Consider the following 16,526-nt stretch of genomic DNA (forward strand, 5'->3'; position numbering starts at 1 on the left):
TCGCACCGGCTCCGTGGCATCGTCCATAGAGGTACCTCACCGGGCTCACCGGCCCCGCCGCAACCGAATTCACCGCCGTGCCAGGAGACGCCCGAAGGATCAGGCATGGCCTTCAGGGTCGTCCATTCAATCGGGTTCGAAAACACCTCCGTAAATCGTTGAGCCGACACGCTGCTGGCAGGAACAGGGGTTCAGACCTTGACGGCGGTGAGCTTCTCCGGATTGCGGACGCAGTAGACGGCCGTTACGGCACTGCCGCACACCTCGATCGAGGTCACCTGATCGAGTACACCGTTGATGAGGACCGCGACGGACGGCATCCCGTTGTAGGTGCCGAGGCGGATGTCGAGTTCGCCCATGCGAGCGCCCTTGGCCAGGAGGCCGAGGACCAGCCTGGCCACCTTGTCGGGCCCGACCACGGGGCGCAGCGCCGTCGTCACGACGCCGCCGCCGTCGCCCAGGAACACCACGTCGGGTGCGAGCACATCCATCAGACCCTGGATGTCGCCGGTGGCGGCCGCCGCCAGGAACCGTTCGGCGATCGGTCGTGCCTGTGCGGGGGTGGCCACCGCGGTGTGCCGTTTCGCACGCACACTGTTGCGGGCGCGTTGGTTCAGCTGCCTTACCGCGGCCTCGGACTTTCCCACCGCGGCGGCGATCTCCGGGTAGTCGAAGGCGAACACTTCCCGCAATACGAAAACCGCACGCTGGGTCGGGGTGAGGGCGTCCAGCACCAGCAGCATCGCGGTGGTGACGGCTTCGCCGGTGAGCACATGGCCGATGCTGTCGGGTGCGTCGCCGACAGCGTCGGTCACCAACGGCTCGGGCAGCCATGGCCCCACGTACTGCTCCCTGCGCCGGACAGCCGACCGCAGGACGCCGAGCGCCTGCCGGGTGACGATCTTCGCGAGGTAGGCCCGCGGGTTCTCCACCGAGGTGTGGCTCACCGACCGCCACCGCAGGTACGTCTCCTGCAGCACGTCTTCCGCGTCGGCCACCGATCCGAGGATCTCGTAGGCGATCGAGAACAGCAGGGCCCGGTGCGCGGTGAACTCGTCCTCGAAGTCCGGCTGTTCGCTCACCTCGGTGCCGGCAACCAGGCGTAGGTGGCGGTGCGGGCACCGAACTGCGCGAAACGGCAGATGCGTTCCTTGCCGTAAGCGGCGGTGCGCCCGGCGAAGTAGAGCCGCCGCACGCTGTCGTCCCTGCGGGAGGCCTGGAGCAGCCCGTCGCGCCGTCCCAGGCTCACTCCCTGTCCGGTGTACCCCATGGAGTACGGCTTGGGCTTACGGCCTTCGATCATGCACGCCAGCGTATCGGCTGCGTGCGCGCCTTGAGGCATGGCCGTCGCACAGGCCGCTCGTGCGCCGGGGACCGCCGCGCAGTCACCGACGACGAAGATCCGCGGGTCGGTCACGCTGCGCAGATACTCGTCGACCACGGCACGCCCGTCGGCATCCACCTCCAACCCGCTGCGGGCGGCCAGGTCGGGCACGCTCCCGATGATCGCCCAGAGTGTGAGGTCGGAGGTGAACTGCGGGCCCGAGTGGAGACGCACCGCGTCGCCCCCTCCCTCCCCGGCGCCTGGGGCGATCTGCGCGACGGAGCCCTCCACGATCTCCACGTTCAAGCGCTCCAGGCCGGTGCGCACACGCTTCTGCGCCCCGGCCGACAGGCTCGCGGCGATCGTTTGCCCCACGAGCCGCACGCGCAGGTCGGGGCGGCCGTAGGCGACCTCGGCTGCCGTCTCGATGCCCGTGAGCCCGCCGCCGATGACGGTGACCGCCGCCCCGCCGGGCAGCCCGGCCAGCGCGGTTCGTGCCCGCTCCGCGCCCTCCCAGATCCCCACGGGAACGGTGCCCGGCAGCGGTGCGACGGTGCTGCCCACCGCAAGGAACAGGTAGTCGAAGTCGAGACGCGACCCGTCACCGAGGGCGACCTCTCCGTCGCTGATCTTGTCGACGGTGTCCAACCGTGTGGCGACCCCTTCGCGCAGCATCGACGTCAGTGGGGTCGCCGCTGCGCCGGTCCCGGCGATCTGCTCGTGCAGCCGCACCCGCTCGACGAAGTCCGGACGGGGATTGATCACCGTGATCTCTGCTGCCTTCACCTTCTTGGCCAGCCGATTCGCCGCGATCGTCCCGGCGTAGCCGGCGCCCACCACCACGACCTTCATGTGTGCCTCCTGTTGTGGAATCAGCTCACACACGAGATGCAGCCCCCGTCTGGCCTGTGACGGACGAGCCGAGTGATCTGCATCACTGCCTCACTGAAACGGAACGGGTGGAGGTGTGGTGATCTCGGTGAGGCGGAGGTCTCTACCCTCTGCTTCGGGGAGAAGCCTGCCCGCGATGGCCGAGCCGGTACGCGCCCGCACGGGCGGCGGCGAGCCCGGACGGTCCGTCGCAGCGGCTCGCGGCCGATGACCAGTTCGGGCCGCTGGCCATCCGCCCTGTCACGGCTACTTCCACAGTGGCCACAGCCTCGCCGACGACACTCTCTGGGTGTGGTGCGCACCCACAAGGGCGCCCACCACAAGTTCTTCGACCTACTCCCCGACCCACCAGCAGACGGCTTGAGCGCCGCCCGCGAAAGCTGGTTCGCCTGATCCACACTCGGAACCAGCCACCACCCCTACGCAGAACCGGCCACCACTCACCCGGCGAACTTTGCCGGTCAGCGCACTAGCTGGCGGGGAAGCCGGCCTCACTGCTGGGACTTGAGGTCCTCCAGGCCGGTCGCGACCAGCAGCGGAGTGAACTCCACCACAGAATGCGCAGCCACGCCCTGGACGACATAGGGATCGGTGGCGAGGATGCGGTCGAGTTCTTCGGCTGGCATCGCAGGGGCGAGGTAGACACCGCCGGTCAAGGGCACCTGACGCCCGGCCACGAGAAGCTGCCGTCGTGAGATGAGATCACTCAGCCAGTCGCCGTGCGCCGGTCTCCACCGGTCCACATCGGTCAACGGCGCCGTATAGGTCACTGTGACAACGAACATGCCCTGGACCGTAGCGCAACACCAAGGAGCCTGTGGTCCCATCCCGTGATCCGGGTCCGCTATGGGTCAACGAACCGTTGATCGGAGTCGCCAGGTGAGCGGGATCGACACCTCCTTCGACAGTCCCGCAGACTTCGTTGGTCCGCAGGAGCAGGCGCAGAGCACGTAACAACGCACCCTGGATGAGGAGCGGTTGGGATCCCGCCAGGTCATAGTTCGCGAAGTGAAGCGACTGGGGAAGGGTGGTGAGTGGAAAGCAGAAGGACTCACCGATCACATGCTCGGCGAGTCCTTCGAGGTGAGGCATGTCAGTGTGGGAAGACGAAGCCCTCCCGCTGGTCGAGCTGGAATGGAGAACCGGGACTCTCGGGTGTCCATCCGTTGCGGCGGGCGGTGCGAATGCTGGCAGCGAGGTCGGCGGGCGCGGACAGGGTTGGCCTGCGCCCCGAACCAATTGCTTGTGTGCGGCTGGTTGGTGGTGATCACCAGTGTGGTGCCAGGAGTCTCAGCGTGCTCGACTGCATAGGTGAGGGACGACCAGACCAGTCCCTGGCCGTAGGTCGGCCTTCCCCGGAGCCTCCATCGGTAGGTGGTGCCGTCGACGGTGATGCGGCGCGACCCCTTCTTCACCAGTGCCATGCCCACGTCCTTCCTCAGGACGACGATAGTGAACGTCTCCTGGTCATGTCGCCCTCGTTTCCTCTGCTGTGCTGAGCCTCAGCCTCTGCGAGGGCGGCCTCCGGGGCGGCCAGCAGAGCGGCGACGGTGACTGGTTTGTCGGCAGTCGTGCAGTTGCGCGTTACGGTCGACGTCAGCGCGGTGGGTTCGGGCAACGGCGACCCCGGTCGGCTCCGATTCGACGTTGTTGTTCGCGTCGTCGGCGGCGGGCTGCTTCTGTTGTGCGCGTTCGGTCACTCGGAGGTCGAAGTGGGCCTGGTGCGAGCGCAGGCGGTAGGAGGGGCAAGGGGCCATCCTTGCCGACCACGGCGACCCGGTGCAGGAGCCCTCGTGATCGTCGGTAGATCTGGGTACGAGCGGTCTCGCCGCAGGAACAAGCCCCGTCAGGTCCTTTCGGGCTTGCGGGCCAGCAGGCAGGCGTGCGGTCTGTTCACCCGTCCGCCGGGCTCCTGCTCCAGCCTCGCGGTGACGACGAGTCCGGCCTGCTCCAGCAGGCCGACCATGCGGTCCAGTGGCAGGAGGTACGACTCATAGGACACCGGACGGCCATAGCCGTGGGTCGGCTGCAGCCGTTCGTCGCCGACATAGTCTCCCCAGAGCAGGAAGCCGCCGGGCGCGAGCGTGCGGTGGAACTCGGCGAACACCGCCGGCAGCCACTGCGGGGGCGTGTGGTGGGTGGAGTACCAGGCCAGGATGCCGCCGAGCTCGTCGTCCCTCATCTCCAGCGCGGTCATCGAGCCCTCCGTGAACCGCAGGTTCGGATAGGCGTGTCGGGCCAGCTCGATCATCTTCGGTGACAGATCGACGCCGAAGGCGGACACCCCCAGCCCGGCCAGGTGCGCCGTCACCCGGCCGGGTCCACACCCCAGGTCCGCGACCGGTCCCTGACCAGCCGTCCGCACGAGCTCGGCAAACCCCGCCAGCATCGCGCGTGACAGCGGATCCATCTCGGCTGGAGGCGGGACGCGTTCGACGTAATCGGCGGCGACCGTGTCGTACGACTCGCGGACGGCGGTCAGATAGGAGGGCTCAGTCATGCTCGCGACCCTAGACCAGAGAACCGACAGGTCGGTCACGACCTTGAGTTGACCTGCGCGATACCACCGCCGTCGATACCACCGCCGCAGATACCCGGCAGAACCCAACCTCGGTGAAGGTTTTCGGTCCCGGCACAGCTCGCCCTGACCACCGAAGCCGACTGGCGTCTTTGAGCACCCTCCTGCCGTCGTCGGGTGTCGACGGGGGTTGGGACGGGAGGCTTTGCCCCCAGGCCGTCCTGATGCTGCGCTGTTTCCGAGGAGGCACACTCCTCCGGTGCGACCGCGTCGCGGAGCACGCGAAACCGGCCATGACTGGTGGCTCAGCCCGAAGCACAAGGCGTTCGGTGGCAACGCGCAGTTCCCGTCCTCGCCGGATGGCACCCCGCTGTGGGGCTCAGAGGTCGGACCCGGGGTGCGTCCCGGACATCACCGCGGCCCGGCTCCATGCCCTGCCCGCCTTGTGCAAGGCGGCCGTCAGGGACCTTCCCGCCCTCGCGGACAAGGGCTACATGGGCACCGGCATACATGTCCCCGTCCGCCGCCCCCTCGGCCACTCCGAGCAGGCCCTCCATGTCGACACCCACACATGATCTCCGAGAGCACCTCATTGGCTGACCTGTTCTGGCCAGGGCTCGGCGGGTGAGCCGGCTAGCGCACCACGCGGTGGCGGAGGTAGACGACTCTCGAGCTGAAGGTGCGGGTCTCGACGAGTTCGAGATCCACCCGGCGCTCATGCTGGGGGAAGAACGGAATGCCACCGCCAACCAGCACCGGGTAGACCATGGCCCGGTACTCGTCGATCAGACCCAATGCGGCCGCCCCGGCGGCGAGGGTCGCGCCGCCGATCGCGATGTCCCCCTCCCCCGGCGCGGCTCGCAACCGCTCGATCTCCTCCGCCAGACCGCCGGAAGCCAAGCGGGCATTGCCCTGCACCGCCGACAGCGTGGTGGAGAACACCACCTTCGGGAGCGGCTTCCAGAGCGCGGCCCACTCGAGCATTGAGTCGTCGAGCGATGGATCCTGATCGGCGGTCTCCCAGTACAGCATCGTGTCGTACAGCCGTCGTCCCAACAGGTGGACCCCGACCTCTCGGATCTCGTCGATCCAGAAGCGAAAGACGTCGTCGTCCGGCGCCGTCCAGTCGAAGTCGCCGTCCGGCCCGACGATGTAGCCGTCAAGTGAGACATTCATCGAATAGGTGACGCTGCGCATCAGAATTCCTCCTCGGTGACGGGTTCGTCAGTACGACCGCCGGACGCCGCAGGACTCATCGCGGCTCACGGGTGCCCTGATCCGAGTCACCTCACGAAAGCGTTTCGTTGAGAAGACCTCAGTGAACCTCTTTCACCCTGGTCAGGACGGCAGAAGTTGCGCTGCCCGGCAGCCGGACCAGCGTGGAGCGGCTCGCCGGCGGCCGACTGACCACGTCACGGCCGGTCTGCGCCGCGACGCGGACACCCCCCTCGCGCTCCTCAGCCTCGAATGAACGCGAACCGGACGTCACGCGGCTACATCGAAGCCCTGTCTCCCGAACGAGCGATGACAGGGACCACGGCTGCGGTGTCAGTCCGCTGAAGTATCCTTCCCGCCATCGCACACCGACTGGGAGGACCAAGAGAATTGACTGACCTGTCTGCTTTCCCGCTACCCTTTCATGCTTCCCGTTCCATATCGTTCGCGACACCCCGAACGCTGCGGGAACTTCAGATGATGCAGTACAGCTCACTCATTCGGTCGAAGCCGGGGTGGTTCGACAAGATGAACGATGCCGACATCGTCGCCAGGTGGGCGCAAGAAGCGGTCGCCCAGGGCCTCACCGAAGCACAGGTTCGTTATGTGCTTGCCGAACTCCTGCATTACGCCGCGCTGCGAGACGGACGAACCGGTGTCGAGGTGTCCGCCGTCGACGGGGTGTGGCAGTCGGACACACTGGTCGACGACGAGCTCAGATCCCGGCTTCGCGAGGCGGTTCGGGTTCTGGAGCAGGTTCCCGAAGCACAACAGGACTGGCATCCCGGATCCGACGGTCAGGTACTGGATCTGGTTCATCCCTCACTGTTCTGCCTGGTGCGAGAGGTGAGCGGTGCGCCCGAGAGGGCTTGGCAGAACCCGACGGACCGCTACTCGAGGTACGAATTCTCGGAGAAATTCCAGTGGCTGCCCACGGACGTCGACGTGAGTGACGACGGTGATGTCACCTTCCGCTCGTACGTCAACAACGTCCACCCCGAGACTCATCGCGAACTGGCCTCCGTCCTGCCAGACCTGTTCGCACGCTTGCGTCCGCTGCTGGAGAACGTGCTCACCGATCTGCGTCATCCGCGGCCCCTGCGGATCGAGGCCGATCCTTACGGATGGTACGACTCGGAGCCAGAATATCCGGACAAATCCCACTACAGCGATGAGGGGGCCTACACCGAAGCCCTCCGTGCATGGAGAGAGGCCCAGGACGACTGGTGGGAGAACCGCCGCCCGGTCATCCCCGACGCCCCGGCTTTCACCCCGCCCGAGTTGCCCGATCCATCCGCCCGAGTCGACCTGCGCGGCCGTCGTCTCCAGGTGATCGTCAAGCTCGCCAACATTCATCTCACCCCGGACAAGCCCGAGTATCCCGGCGGTTCCTGGCATGTCGAGGGGATGATGAACGAGCGGATCGTCTCGACCGGCATCTACTACTGGGACAGCGAGAACATCACCGAAAGCCGGCTGAGTTTCCGGGCGGCACTCGACGACCCGAGCTACGAACAGAACGACGACAACGGCATGCGTGAGGTCTACGGCCTGGAGGACGAAGACGCACTGAACCAGATGCTGGGATCGGCATCGACCCCAGCGGGCCGCTGCCTGGCGTTCCCGAACATCCTGCAACACCGCGTCGGCTCATTCCGCCTCGCGGATCCCACCCGCCCGGGATACCGCAAAATTCTCGCGTTCTTCCTGGTCGACCCCTCGGAAAAGATCGTCTCGACATCCGATGTGCCACCGCAACAACCATGGTCCGACACCTCGACCATGACGCTTGAGCAGGCCAAGAACTACCGCGAACAACTCATGCAGGAACGCAAGTTCTTCGTCGCTGAACACAACGAACAGCTCTATGAACGAGAATTCTCCCTCTGTGAGCACTGATACCCTTCTATCCTGAGTCCGTGCAGGTCAGGAGGGTGTGGACGGCCTGGGCGATGGTGCCGATGCAGCGGGTGCGGCATCTGGCCCGCCGGAGCAGTCGCCAGGTTCTCAACCGTGCGATGGCACGTTCTCCAGGGGCCCGCAGCCGGGCGTGATCACGGTTGAACCCTTCGTAGTGCCCGGGCGGTTCGCGAGGGTGGTAGCAGAGGGTGCGAACGACGGCGCCGGCTTCCCATGCCGGGAGCGGCGGCCGGGAGCGGGCCGCGGCCGTGAAGGGCCCGCGCGATCGGCATCATCACCGCCAGGTCGACCGGCAGTTGGTCCACGCCGGCCTTACGACGCGCAGCGCCCTTGTGCCGCAAGCATCGTGCGAAGGCTGCGCCGAGACCCCGGCCCCGCGAGCAGCAGCGGCGGTCGCACACCCTTCGCCACCGGGAACAGCACCCGGTTGCTCAACCGGTGCTGCGCGATGCGGCCCGGGACGGGCGCGAGGCGCCGCATACGCAGCACGAGGCAGCGCCAAGGCTTCACGGTGCCCCGGTGCCTGCTCGCGGACAAGCCGATGTGTGCGGAGACCGGTGAGGTCACGCTGATCTCCTTGCGCCACGCAGGCGGAAGAGTTCCTTCCGAGGCCGACGAATCGGAGCACCGGGAAGCCGTGAGTGCATCTGCACGCTCCCTCCAAGAGCCAGCTGTTCGGCCCCGGATGTGCCCACTCTGGACAAGGTGCGGCCTCCCGGCTGCACTCGACTCCGTAAGCTCCACAAGGAGACACATGCGGAAGACCAAGTACGCTGTCGTCCTCGCGGCGACGGCATCCCTCGTCATCGGTCCTGCAACCGTGGCCTTCGCGGACCCGCCGGGGCCTGTCTCGGTCAATCTGGGCACCTGCCCCGACCTCCAGGTCGGGAACACTGGCGATTGCGTCAGGGAACTGCAGTCCGAGCTCAACTCTCTGGGTGCCAACATCGACGTCGACGGCATCTTCGGCCCTGACACCCACAACGCTCTCGTGCGGTTCCAGTCCAACTTCGGCATGCAACCCACCGGGGTGGCCGACTCCGTGACCCGCCACAACCTCACTCAAGACGCCGTCTCCTACACCAACCCCAGCGCTCCGGCCGACGACGGCTACGACGCCGGCAGGGGCACTGTCTGCTCCAACCTGGGCTTCTTCGAACCCGCATGCGACTTCCTCACGAACGGAGACTCCGCCGCCTGGTAGCCCGTGCGCGACGCCCGGCGCCTTCGGAGCCACAAGCGCCGGGCGAGCGGCGGTCCAGCGGCCACGCGATCGTCGGCGATCGACCTCGGCCACCCCCGCCTCCTCAACGCTGGCGCCGGCACCGATCATTGAGCTCTTTCACCGTGGCCATTCATCAGGTGAGGAGCTAGGTGTCCGGAACGGACAAGGCGCCGCTGCAAGCTTCGGCCGCATCAGCGTGCCCTGGGCGGCCTGGTGTACCTGCGTCGGCATGACTCCCTCACGCAGGTCGCCGCCGGCTTCGGCATCTCCGTCGGCACAGCCCACGCCTGCACGACCGCAGTGATCGGCCTGCTCACCGACCGCGCTCCCGGCCTGCTGCGTGCCCTGCGCTTAGCAGACCCCGACCCCGCCCTGCTGGATGACACCGTCGTCGAGTGCGACCGGGTCGGGGACTGCCGCGCCGACTACCCCAATTCCCACAAGCACCGTCGGCACGGAGCGAACGTCCAGGTGGTCACCGATCCGGCCGGGCGGCTGCTGTGGCTCTCGCCCGCCCTGCCCGGCCGCACCCACGACCTGACCGCGGCCCGCACCCATCGGATCAGCCGGATCTGCGCACGCCAGGGCATCCCGATCAGTTCCACGGCGGCGTCGACGTCGAGATCGGCGGGCAGTTCGCCATGGGGTTGCCTCTGGAGCAGCAGCGCGCGCAGTGCCTGCCGGGTGACCTCGCCGACCGCGCCTACCTTGGGCGCCGCCCCTTGGGGCCCACACTGGTCAGACGCACGCCCGCCCCGGCGGTCAGCAATCGAATGTCGTCAAAGGCTCTTTCCGCCTCAGCGGGTGGGCGGTGTGCAGCGGGCGTAGCGGTCCGCGAGTCGACGCAGGTGGGTGACCAGTTCCGCGGGCTCGGTGACGTCGAAGTCGAAGTCGAGCATGCCCAGATGGACCGCGAGGGTCTGCACCGTGTCGGCGCCGGTGATCAGGACGCAGGTGTCGGCGTCGAGTGCCTCGACTGTTCCGACCGCGGGGTTGATCTGCTCGATGACCGCCGTCGCCGGAGCGTGGACGATCACCCGCGCGTGGTAGCGCCAGGCCGCACCCGACACGCGTTGGGAGACGTACGCCGCGGCGTCACCGCCGGGCAGTTCGCGCGGGGTGAAGCGTGGTCCGGTCGGGGTCCGGGGCTGGATCCGGTCGACCCGGAAGGTCCGCCAGTCCTCGCGCTCGACGTCCCATGCCACGAGGTACCAGCGACGCCCCCAGTTCACCGCCCGATGTGGCTCCACGTGGCGGCGGGTGGGCGTGCCGGCGTGGTCCAGGTAGTCGAAGCGCAGTCGTTCCCGGTCACGGCAAGCGGATACCAGAGTGGTCAGCACGTCTGCGGAGACGGTCGGGGCCGGTCGGTCGGCCGGCACGGCCACGGTGTACGTCTGGAGTGTCCGCACCCGTCGGCGCAGCCGCGAGGGCAGTACCTGCTCCAGCTTGGCCAGCGCCTGCAGCGAGGTCTCCGCGGTGCCGGGGACCGCGCCCTGCGCGGCGGTGCGCAGGGCGACCGTCACCGCCACGGCTTCCTCGTCGTCGAGAAGCAGTGGGGGCATCGCCGCTCCGGCGCCAAGCCGGTAGCCGCCAGTGGATCCGCGCGTGGCGTCCACTGGGTAGCCGAGCTCGCGCAGTCGGTCGATGTCATTGCGGATGGTACGGCCGCTCACCCCGAGGCGCTCGGCCAGTTCGGATCCTGGCCACGCCCGCGGGGTCTGCAACAGGGAGAGCAGGCGCAGCAACCGTGCGGAGGTATCAAGCATGAGCCCCAGCCTGTGGTGTCATTAGGCACGTATCGTGCCTATATTGAGAATACTGTCTTGTCCATGGAGAGCAGCAGCCACACCGACGCCCGGATTCACCCGTTCCGCATCACCGTCCCGCAGGAGGAACTCGATGACCTGCGGGAGCGGCTGGCACGTACTCGCTGGGGCAGCGAGATTCCCGGCGCCGGCTGGAGCCGCGGTGTGCCCACCGCTTACCTCAGGGACCTGGCCGCGTACTGGGCCGACGGCTTCGACTGGCGCAAGGCGGAAGCGGAACTCAATGAGATTCCGCAGTTCACCACCGAGATCGACGGCCAGAACATCCACTTCATGCACGTGAGTTCACAGAACCCGGCAGCCCGGCCGTTGCTTCTGCTGCACGACTGGCCCTGCTCGTTCGTGCAGTTCATCGAGGTCATCCGGCCGCTGGCGGAGGACTTCCACGTGGTCGTGACCTCAACGCCCGGCACCGGCTTCTCCGGTCCACTCGGTGAGGCCGGATGGAACACGAGCCGCATCGCAGGCGCATTCGTCGAGCTGATGGGCCGGCTCGGCTACGGTGCCTACGGCGTCCAGGGAACGGGGGGCGGAGCCTGGATCGCCGCCGAGATGGGACGCAGGGCACCCGACCGGGTCATCGGTGTTCACGTCAACGGCCTGGTCACCTTCCCCTCCGGGGACCCCGACGAACTCGACGGGCTTACCGCGCTCGAGCGGGAGCGGCTGGCGCGGCTGGAGAACTTCCAGCAGGACAGCATGGGCTTCAGCGCCATCCAGTCGACCCGCCCGCAGACCCTCGCCTATGGACTGCATGACTCGCCGATCGGCCAACTGGCCTGGATCACCGAAAAGTTCAAGGAATGGACGGACCCGGCCGCTGAGCTCCCCGAGGACGCTGTGGGCCGCGACCGCCTGCTGACAAACATCAGCGTCTACTGGTTCAGCGGTACGGCGGGCTCCTCGGCGAACCTGTACTACGAGATGGCCCACGACCCGGGCGCCTGGGCCTCGAAGCCGCGCGGCACCGTCCCGACCGGCGTGGCCGTGGCCCTGCACACCGACATCACCATCCGGCGCTTCGCCGAGCGGGACCACAGCATCACCCACTGGACCGAGCTGGAACGCGGCGGCAACTTCCTCGCGCTGGAGCAGCCAGAGGCGTTCATCACCGACGTCCGCGCCTTCTTCGGCACACTCCGAGGCTGACACCTCCGGTGGGGACACCGGCAACGCCCGGGCAGCCACGGCCTCCAGCACCAGGTCGGGACTGCCCGGGCTGAACCACTCGGGGTTCCCCCGAACAGCGGCAGCCTTGGATTCGTCAGCTCCATCGCCCAGTCGTCACATCAGCCACATCGCCTGAGGAGAGGGCGAATCGGGCGAGATCAGCCGAGACTGAGACCATGTCGGCTGAGAGGGGAGATCACCTCCTGGCCGACCCTTTCCTCTCCGAGAGATCGGTGCCGTCAGCCATGGTCAGCCCCGATGTCCGTACGCATGGCATCGCGGGTCCCCAAACGAAGCTCCAAGTACTTGCGCGTCAGTTCCGTGAACTCATCGCTGTCGAGACGTGCCCCAGCGCTTACGGCGTCGCGCATCATCCGGACTGCCCGACTGCACTCCTCAGCCGGATCGACGACAGTGCGAGGGGCGAGGAGTTCCAACTCGTGGCGAGACGCGTAACAGTGGGTGTAGGCCGCGCGTGCCCGCCGGTACCGCTCATCCGCGTCAAGACCTGGTGTGGCGGCAATGTTTCGCAGATCACTGCCGGCCTGGGCATGGGCTGCGAGGAACTTCGCGTAGAGCTCGCGTCGTGTCCGGCGCCACTCAGCAGCAGTCTCTCGCTGCGCCTTCCGGCGCTCCACCAACAGTGCCGACCCCATGGCGATCACGGCACCGATAAGTGTGGCAAGTAGCGGTATCAGCGTCATTTCAGAACGGTAGGCACATCCGCGGCCAACTGTCGCGGGCTGATTGCTTGATTACTGCTAAGACCGTCTCCTACGTGGTGAGGCGGACGAGGCGCTCGTAGCAGCACAGAGCGGCGGCAAGGCCCAGGAAGGCCAGGTGGTTGAGGGGATTTGCGCTCCGGTCGGTCGGGCTCACGGTCGCCGCGCCCACCGCCTGCGCCTCCGGCAGCGACAAGCCGGCTCCCGGCTCCGGCACACAGACGGCAAGGTCAACATCCGGCTGAGGATCGAAGGCTGCCGCGCTGCACATCAGGATCGCTGTGGCGGGCCGCGGCGCGGCGATGTCCTCGAGGAGAGCGGCGAAGGCGTGGTGGCGGGTATGCAGCGAGTGGTGACGGCTCCCGCTGTGACCGGATCGGTCCGTACCCGGACCCGATGAGGCCTGTCGGCACCCAGGGCCCGCCGATCAGGCTTGGGGCATGACCCGAGCACTGATTGTCATCGACGTCCAGGAGTCCTTCCGCGCCCGCCCGCTGTGGGAGACCATCTCAAACCCGAAGATCGCCGACCAGGTGGACCGAGTGGTCCGGCTCGCCCGCCAGGCCGGGGACCTGGTGGTGTGGGTGCTGCATTCCGAGCCCGGCAGCGGCGACGTCTTCGACCCCGCCCTCGGCCATGTCCGGCTGATGGAGGAGTTGCAGCGCCGGGACGGGGAACCGCTGATCCACAAGACTTCGCACAACGCTTTCACCACCACCAACCTGCAGCAACTCCTCACAGAGCGCGGCATCCACGAGCTCACTGTCTGCGGCATCCGAACCGAGCAGTGTGTGGAGACCACCACCCGCGTCGCGAGCGACCTCGGCTACCTGGTCACCTTCGTCATTGACGCCACCGCGACCAACCCCATTCCGCATCGTGACGCTCCCGCCGACCAGAGCATCGCCGAACTGCTGTCGGACCCCCGCACCCTGAGCACCGAGGAGATCATCCGGCGCACCGAGTACGCCCTTGCCGGACGCTTCGCCACCATCACCACTGTCGGGCAACTCGAGGCCGCGGCCGGCCCTCTGGAATGATGACCGGATCGTGAGCCACATCGTCTTTCTCCTGGTGCCCGGAGTCCATCTGCTGGACCTGGCAGGCCCCGCGCAGGTCTTTTCCACGGCCGCCGACTTCGGGCACCCCTACACACTCAGCTACCTCGCCGAGCAGCCGCTGGTCTCCACCGCTCAGGGCCTGCCCCTGGTGGCCCGGCTCGACTGGCCCGAGCTCGGCCCCGAGGACCTGATCGTGGTGCCCGGCTGGCGGGCGCTCACCCTGGCCGGCAGTCCTGCCATCGGCGCGGCTTCTCTGCAGTCTCTGCGGGACCACCACGCCAGGGGCGGGACCGTCGCCAGCGTCTGCGCCGGAGCCGAGGCGCTCGGCCGCGCCGGCCTGCTCGACGGCCGCCGCTGCACCACCCACCACGATGTGCAGGACGAGCTCGCGCGCCGCTATCCCAGGACGATGGTCATCCGCGATGTTCTGTATACCGCCGACGACCGGGTGGTCACCTCGGCCGGCATCGCCAGCGGCATCGACCTGGCCCTGCACCTGATCGCCACCCGGCACGGCCCTGCCGTCGCCGCAAAGGTGGCCCGGGACATGGTGGTCTACGCGCGGCGCAACGGCCATGAACCGCAAGCCAGTGCCATGCTCCGGTACCGGTCCCACCTCGACGACACCGTGCACCACGCCCAAGACCTGCTCGACGCCCGCTTCGACGAACCGTTGCCCCTGTGCGCCCTCGCCGCGGCCGTGGGGGTGAGCGAACGCACCCTCACCCGCCTCTTCACCCGCGCCACCGGTGGCCTCACTCCGCTGCGTTATCAGCAAACCCTCCGCCTCGAACGCGCCCAGCACCTCATCAGCCACGGCGCCACAGTGGATGCCGCCGCCCGCGCGGTCGGCTTCGAGGACCCCCGCATGCTGCGCCGCCTGCGAGCGCGCGGCACCGGCCCAGTGGCAGCGCACGTCAAAGCGCCGTAGGAACCACCGTTGACGGCGAAGGCGGGAGTTTGCGGGCCCCAGGCAGTGGGCGTCGATGTCATGGCGCCGACGCTCTGCTCTCGCGTTTCGACAAGATCAAGCCGTCGCAGGTACATATACCAGGTGGTCGATGTGGCCACCGCTCGTCCAGCACTCCGAAAGCCTCTGGGAGGCGCCATGACCACGCTCATCAACCGACCGCACACTGCTCTGCTTGTCATCGACGTGCAGAACGGTGTCATGGACAACGCGTACGACCGGGACAACGTCATCGCCACCATCGGCACCCTGCTCGACAAGGCGCGCGCTGCCGACGCCGATGTCGTCTGGATCCAGCACAACAGCGACGAGCTGCCCCGGAACAGCGAGTGCTGGCAGTATGTTCCCGAGCTCGTACGGCGCGATCCCGAGCCGTTGGTGCACAAGACGTACGGCGACTCCTTCGAAGAAACCGACCTGGAGTCGGTGCTCGCCGAGCGCGGGATCGGCCGGCTCTTCGTCGCCGGCGCGCAGACCGACGCGTGCATCCGCTCGACACTCCACGGCGCAATCGCCCGCGGCTACGACGTGACGCTGGTCGGGGACGCACACACGACGGAGGACCGGTCACCGCTCGGCGCGCCGACGCCCGACAAGGTCATCGCCCATACGAACCTGTACTGGCAGCGCCATAGGGCTCCGGGCCGTACTGCCGGCACGGTCAACACGGCCGACGTCGACTTCGCCGCGAACCGCCGCACCTGGAGCCGGTGAGCAGGCCGGTGTCGATCTCGGCGGGGCCGCCCGAGATACCGGCGCCACCCCATGGTTGGACAAAGGCCAGGACTGCGCCGCCCCCATCGGAAGATCGGCGCAAGGTCAGCCCACGTCGAACACGGGGGCGCGTTGCACACCAACACGGGACCGTTCCCCAGCTGCCCGACGCTTGCTTGCCGGACGCGCCCCGGCCCCTACCGGACACCGCCACACCTTCCACGCCACCACCTCCGCCATCTCCGTGCTGCTGCTCCTGGCGGCGACAGGCGCTGTCCTGCACGAACCGCTGCTCATCCTTGCGGGAGCTCGACCTGGGCTGCCGCACGGGCAGGCGGCCTCGCTCTGGGCACCATGATGACCACCAGGGCGCCCCAACTCCCCAGCAGCGGCCACCGCTGTCATCGTCGTCCTCCCATCACCCACCCCGCTCCGCTTCCTCACCCTTCTGCTCACCGCAACACTGCTTCTGGTCAGCGCCGGGATCGCCGCCGGGCTGCCCAAGCACGCATCTCGCTATCCGGCCTACTGGTGGTGACGAGCGAGCGAGCAGACCCGTGACGGTTCCCGACAGGTCAGGTGTGTGAGTCACTCCGTAGGGCGAACCATTTCAAACCAGACCATTTTTCCGGTGCTCAGCCGGGTGGCGCCCCAGCGCCGGGCCAGCTTGTTGACCAGATACAGGCCGCGCCCGTCCACGTCCAGGTCCCGGGCATGGCGCATGCGTGGGAGCTGCGGCACGTCGTCGGCCACCTCGCAGCGCAGGACGTCCGTACGCAGCAGCCGCAGGGACACCGGCCGGGAGGCGTACCGTACGGCGTTGGTCACGACCTCGCTGACCAGCAGCTCCACCGAGTCCGTCAGGTCCTCCAGGCCCCAGCGGGCGAGCGCGCGCCGGGCCAGCCGGCGGGCCTGGCCGGGCGCGGAGTCCTCCGGCTCCAGCCGCCAGTACGCGACATCGCTCGGCGCG

Annotated in this window: 15 protein-coding genes and 2 pseudogenes; 8 read left to right on the top strand and 9 right to left on the bottom strand. The window is 67.8% G+C overall.

Annotation, left to right across the window (positions count from 1 at the left end; all coding sequences use genetic code 11):
- Positions 1–191: 191 nt before the first annotated feature.
- The 4 genes from ACWC94_RS31990 to ACWC94_RS32005 all read right to left on the bottom strand — a co-directional run bounded on the left by ACWC94_RS31990 (position 192) and on the right by ACWC94_RS32005 (position 4,715).
- Complete coding sequence (locus ACWC94_RS31990) at positions 192–1,082, bottom strand: RNA polymerase sigma-70 factor (protein WP_450800772.1); 891 nt, start codon at positions 1,080–1,082, stop codon at positions 192–194.
- A complete protein-coding gene (locus ACWC94_RS31995) occupies positions 1,079–2,176 on the bottom strand; it encodes an NAD(P)/FAD-dependent oxidoreductase (protein WP_450800773.1) in 1,098 nt (365 codons plus the stop codon). Before ACWC94_RS31995 ends, ACWC94_RS31990 begins: the two co-directional genes overlap by 4 nt.
- Positions 2,177–2,706: 530 nt before the next feature.
- Positions 2,707–3,000 carry a YciI family protein gene (locus ACWC94_RS32000; RefSeq protein WP_450800774.1) on the bottom strand — a complete coding sequence of 98 codons (294 nt, stop codon included), beginning with the start codon at positions 2,998–3,000 and terminating at the stop codon, positions 2,707–2,709.
- 1,061 nt (positions 3,001–4,061) lie between these two features.
- Positions 4,062–4,715 carry a class I SAM-dependent methyltransferase gene (locus ACWC94_RS32005; RefSeq protein WP_450800775.1) on the bottom strand — a complete coding sequence of 218 codons (654 nt, stop codon included), beginning with the start codon at positions 4,713–4,715 and terminating at the stop codon, positions 4,062–4,064.
- Positions 4,716–5,176: 461 nt separating this feature from the next.
- Here ACWC94_RS32005 and ACWC94_RS32010 point away from each other — a divergent pair, with 461 nt between their 5' ends.
- The gene (locus tag ACWC94_RS32010; RefSeq protein WP_450800776.1) at positions 5,177–5,308 is read left to right on the top strand and encodes a hypothetical protein; all 132 of its coding nucleotides are present in this window, start codon (positions 5,177–5,179) and stop codon (positions 5,306–5,308) included.
- A 58-nt stretch (positions 5,309–5,366) separates the two neighbouring features.
- Here ACWC94_RS32010 and ACWC94_RS32015 read toward each other — a convergent pair whose 3' ends face one another.
- Entirely contained in the window at positions 5,367–5,930 is a 564-nt protein-coding gene (locus ACWC94_RS32015; protein WP_450800777.1) for a dihydrofolate reductase family protein, read from the bottom strand.
- A 408-nt stretch (positions 5,931–6,338) separates the two neighbouring features.
- On the opposite strand from ACWC94_RS32015, the gene ACWC94_RS32020 reads away from it, so the two are divergent.
- Positions 6,339–7,847, top strand: a complete 1,509-nt coding sequence (locus ACWC94_RS32020; RefSeq protein ID WP_450800778.1) for a DUF4246 domain-containing protein — start codon at positions 6,339–6,341, stop codon at positions 7,845–7,847.
- Positions 7,848–7,854: 7 nt separating this feature from the next.
- On the opposite strand, the pseudogene ACWC94_RS32025 reads toward ACWC94_RS32020, so the two are convergent.
- A pseudogene (locus ACWC94_RS32025) lies at positions 7,855–8,076 on the bottom strand (IS5/IS1182 family transposase); the annotation flags it as partial.
- A 546-nt stretch (positions 8,077–8,622) separates the two neighbouring features.
- On the opposite strand from ACWC94_RS32025, the gene ACWC94_RS32030 reads away from it, so the two are divergent.
- Together ACWC94_RS32030 and ACWC94_RS32035 are read left to right on the top strand one after the other, a co-directional pair.
- Positions 8,623–9,072, top strand: coding sequence for a peptidoglycan-binding domain-containing protein (locus ACWC94_RS32030; RefSeq protein WP_450800779.1), 450 nt, complete (start codon positions 8,623–8,625; stop codon positions 9,070–9,072).
- A gap of 189 nt (positions 9,073–9,261) precedes the next feature.
- A pseudogene (locus ACWC94_RS32035) lies at positions 9,262–9,705 on the top strand (transposase family protein); the annotation flags it as partial.
- A gap of 185 nt (positions 9,706–9,890) precedes the next feature.
- Here the strand turns inward: ACWC94_RS32035 and ACWC94_RS32040 are convergent.
- Positions 9,891–10,859: a helix-turn-helix transcriptional regulator gene (locus tag ACWC94_RS32040; RefSeq protein ID WP_450800780.1), complete on the bottom strand. Its 969-nt coding sequence runs from the start codon at positions 10,857–10,859 to the stop codon at positions 9,891–9,893.
- A gap of 63 nt (positions 10,860–10,922) precedes the next feature.
- Between ACWC94_RS32040 and ACWC94_RS32045 the strand changes: the two genes are divergently transcribed.
- The gene (locus ACWC94_RS32045; RefSeq protein ID WP_450800781.1) at positions 10,923–12,068 is read left to right on the top strand and encodes an epoxide hydrolase family protein; all 1,146 of its coding nucleotides are present in this window, start codon (positions 10,923–10,925) and stop codon (positions 12,066–12,068) included.
- Between the two features lie 260 nt (positions 12,069–12,328).
- On the opposite strand, the gene ACWC94_RS32050 is transcribed toward ACWC94_RS32045, so the two are convergent.
- On the bottom strand, positions 12,329–12,793 hold the full coding sequence (locus tag ACWC94_RS32050; RefSeq protein WP_450800782.1) for a hypothetical protein: 465 nt from the start codon (positions 12,791–12,793) through the stop codon (positions 12,329–12,331).
- 458 nt (positions 12,794–13,251) lie between these two features.
- On the opposite strand from ACWC94_RS32050, the gene ACWC94_RS32055 reads away from it, so the two are divergent.
- From ACWC94_RS32055 to ACWC94_RS32065, 3 genes are all read left to right on the top strand, one after another.
- Positions 13,252–13,851: an isochorismatase family protein gene (locus ACWC94_RS32055; RefSeq protein WP_450800783.1), complete on the top strand. Its 600-nt coding sequence runs from the start codon at positions 13,252–13,254 to the stop codon at positions 13,849–13,851.
- 10 nt (positions 13,852–13,861) lie between these two features.
- The gene (locus ACWC94_RS32060; protein ID WP_450800784.1) at positions 13,862–14,803 is read left to right on the top strand and encodes a GlxA family transcriptional regulator; all 942 of its coding nucleotides are present in this window, start codon (positions 13,862–13,864) and stop codon (positions 14,801–14,803) included.
- Between the two features lie 177 nt (positions 14,804–14,980).
- Positions 14,981–15,556: a cysteine hydrolase family protein gene (locus tag ACWC94_RS32065; protein WP_450800785.1), complete on the top strand. Its 576-nt coding sequence runs from the start codon at positions 14,981–14,983 to the stop codon at positions 15,554–15,556.
- 588 nt (positions 15,557–16,144) lie between these two features.
- Here ACWC94_RS32065 and ACWC94_RS32070 read toward each other — a convergent pair.
- Positions 16,145–16,526 (bottom strand): ATP-binding protein (locus ACWC94_RS32070; protein ID WP_450800786.1); only part of this gene is annotated, 382 nt, incomplete at its 5' end.

Source organism: Streptomyces sp. NPDC001135 (assembly GCF_053598395.1).

Coding starts and splice junctions, on each gene's coding strand:
- ACWC94_RS32045 (WP_450800781.1), top strand. CDS start 10,923: ATGGAGAGCAGCAGCCACACCGACGCCCGGATTCACCCGTTCCGCATC.
- ACWC94_RS32000 (WP_450800774.1), bottom strand. CDS start 3,000: ATGTTCGTTGTCACAGTGACCTATACGGCGCCGTTGACCGATGTGGAC.
- ACWC94_RS31995 (WP_450800773.1), bottom strand. CDS start 2,176: ATGAAGGTCGTGGTGGTGGGCGCCGGCTACGCCGGGACGATCGCGGCG.
- ACWC94_RS32015 (WP_450800777.1), bottom strand. CDS start 5,930: ATGCGCAGCGTCACCTATTCGATGAATGTCTCACTTGACGGCTACATC.
- ACWC94_RS32040 (WP_450800780.1), bottom strand. CDS start 10,859: ATGCTTGATACCTCCGCACGGTTGCTGCGCCTGCTCTCCCTGTTGCAG.
- ACWC94_RS32050 (WP_450800782.1), bottom strand. CDS start 12,793: ATGACGCTGATACCGCTACTTGCCACACTTATCGGTGCCGTGATCGCC.
- ACWC94_RS32005 (WP_450800775.1), bottom strand. CDS start 4,715: ATGACTGAGCCCTCCTATCTGACCGCCGTCCGCGAGTCGTACGACACG.
- ACWC94_RS32065 (WP_450800785.1), top strand. CDS start 14,981: ATGACCACGCTCATCAACCGACCGCACACTGCTCTGCTTGTCATCGAC.
- ACWC94_RS32030 (WP_450800779.1), top strand. CDS start 8,623: ATGCGGAAGACCAAGTACGCTGTCGTCCTCGCGGCGACGGCATCCCTC.
- ACWC94_RS32055 (WP_450800783.1), top strand. CDS start 13,252: ATGACCCGAGCACTGATTGTCATCGACGTCCAGGAGTCCTTCCGCGCC.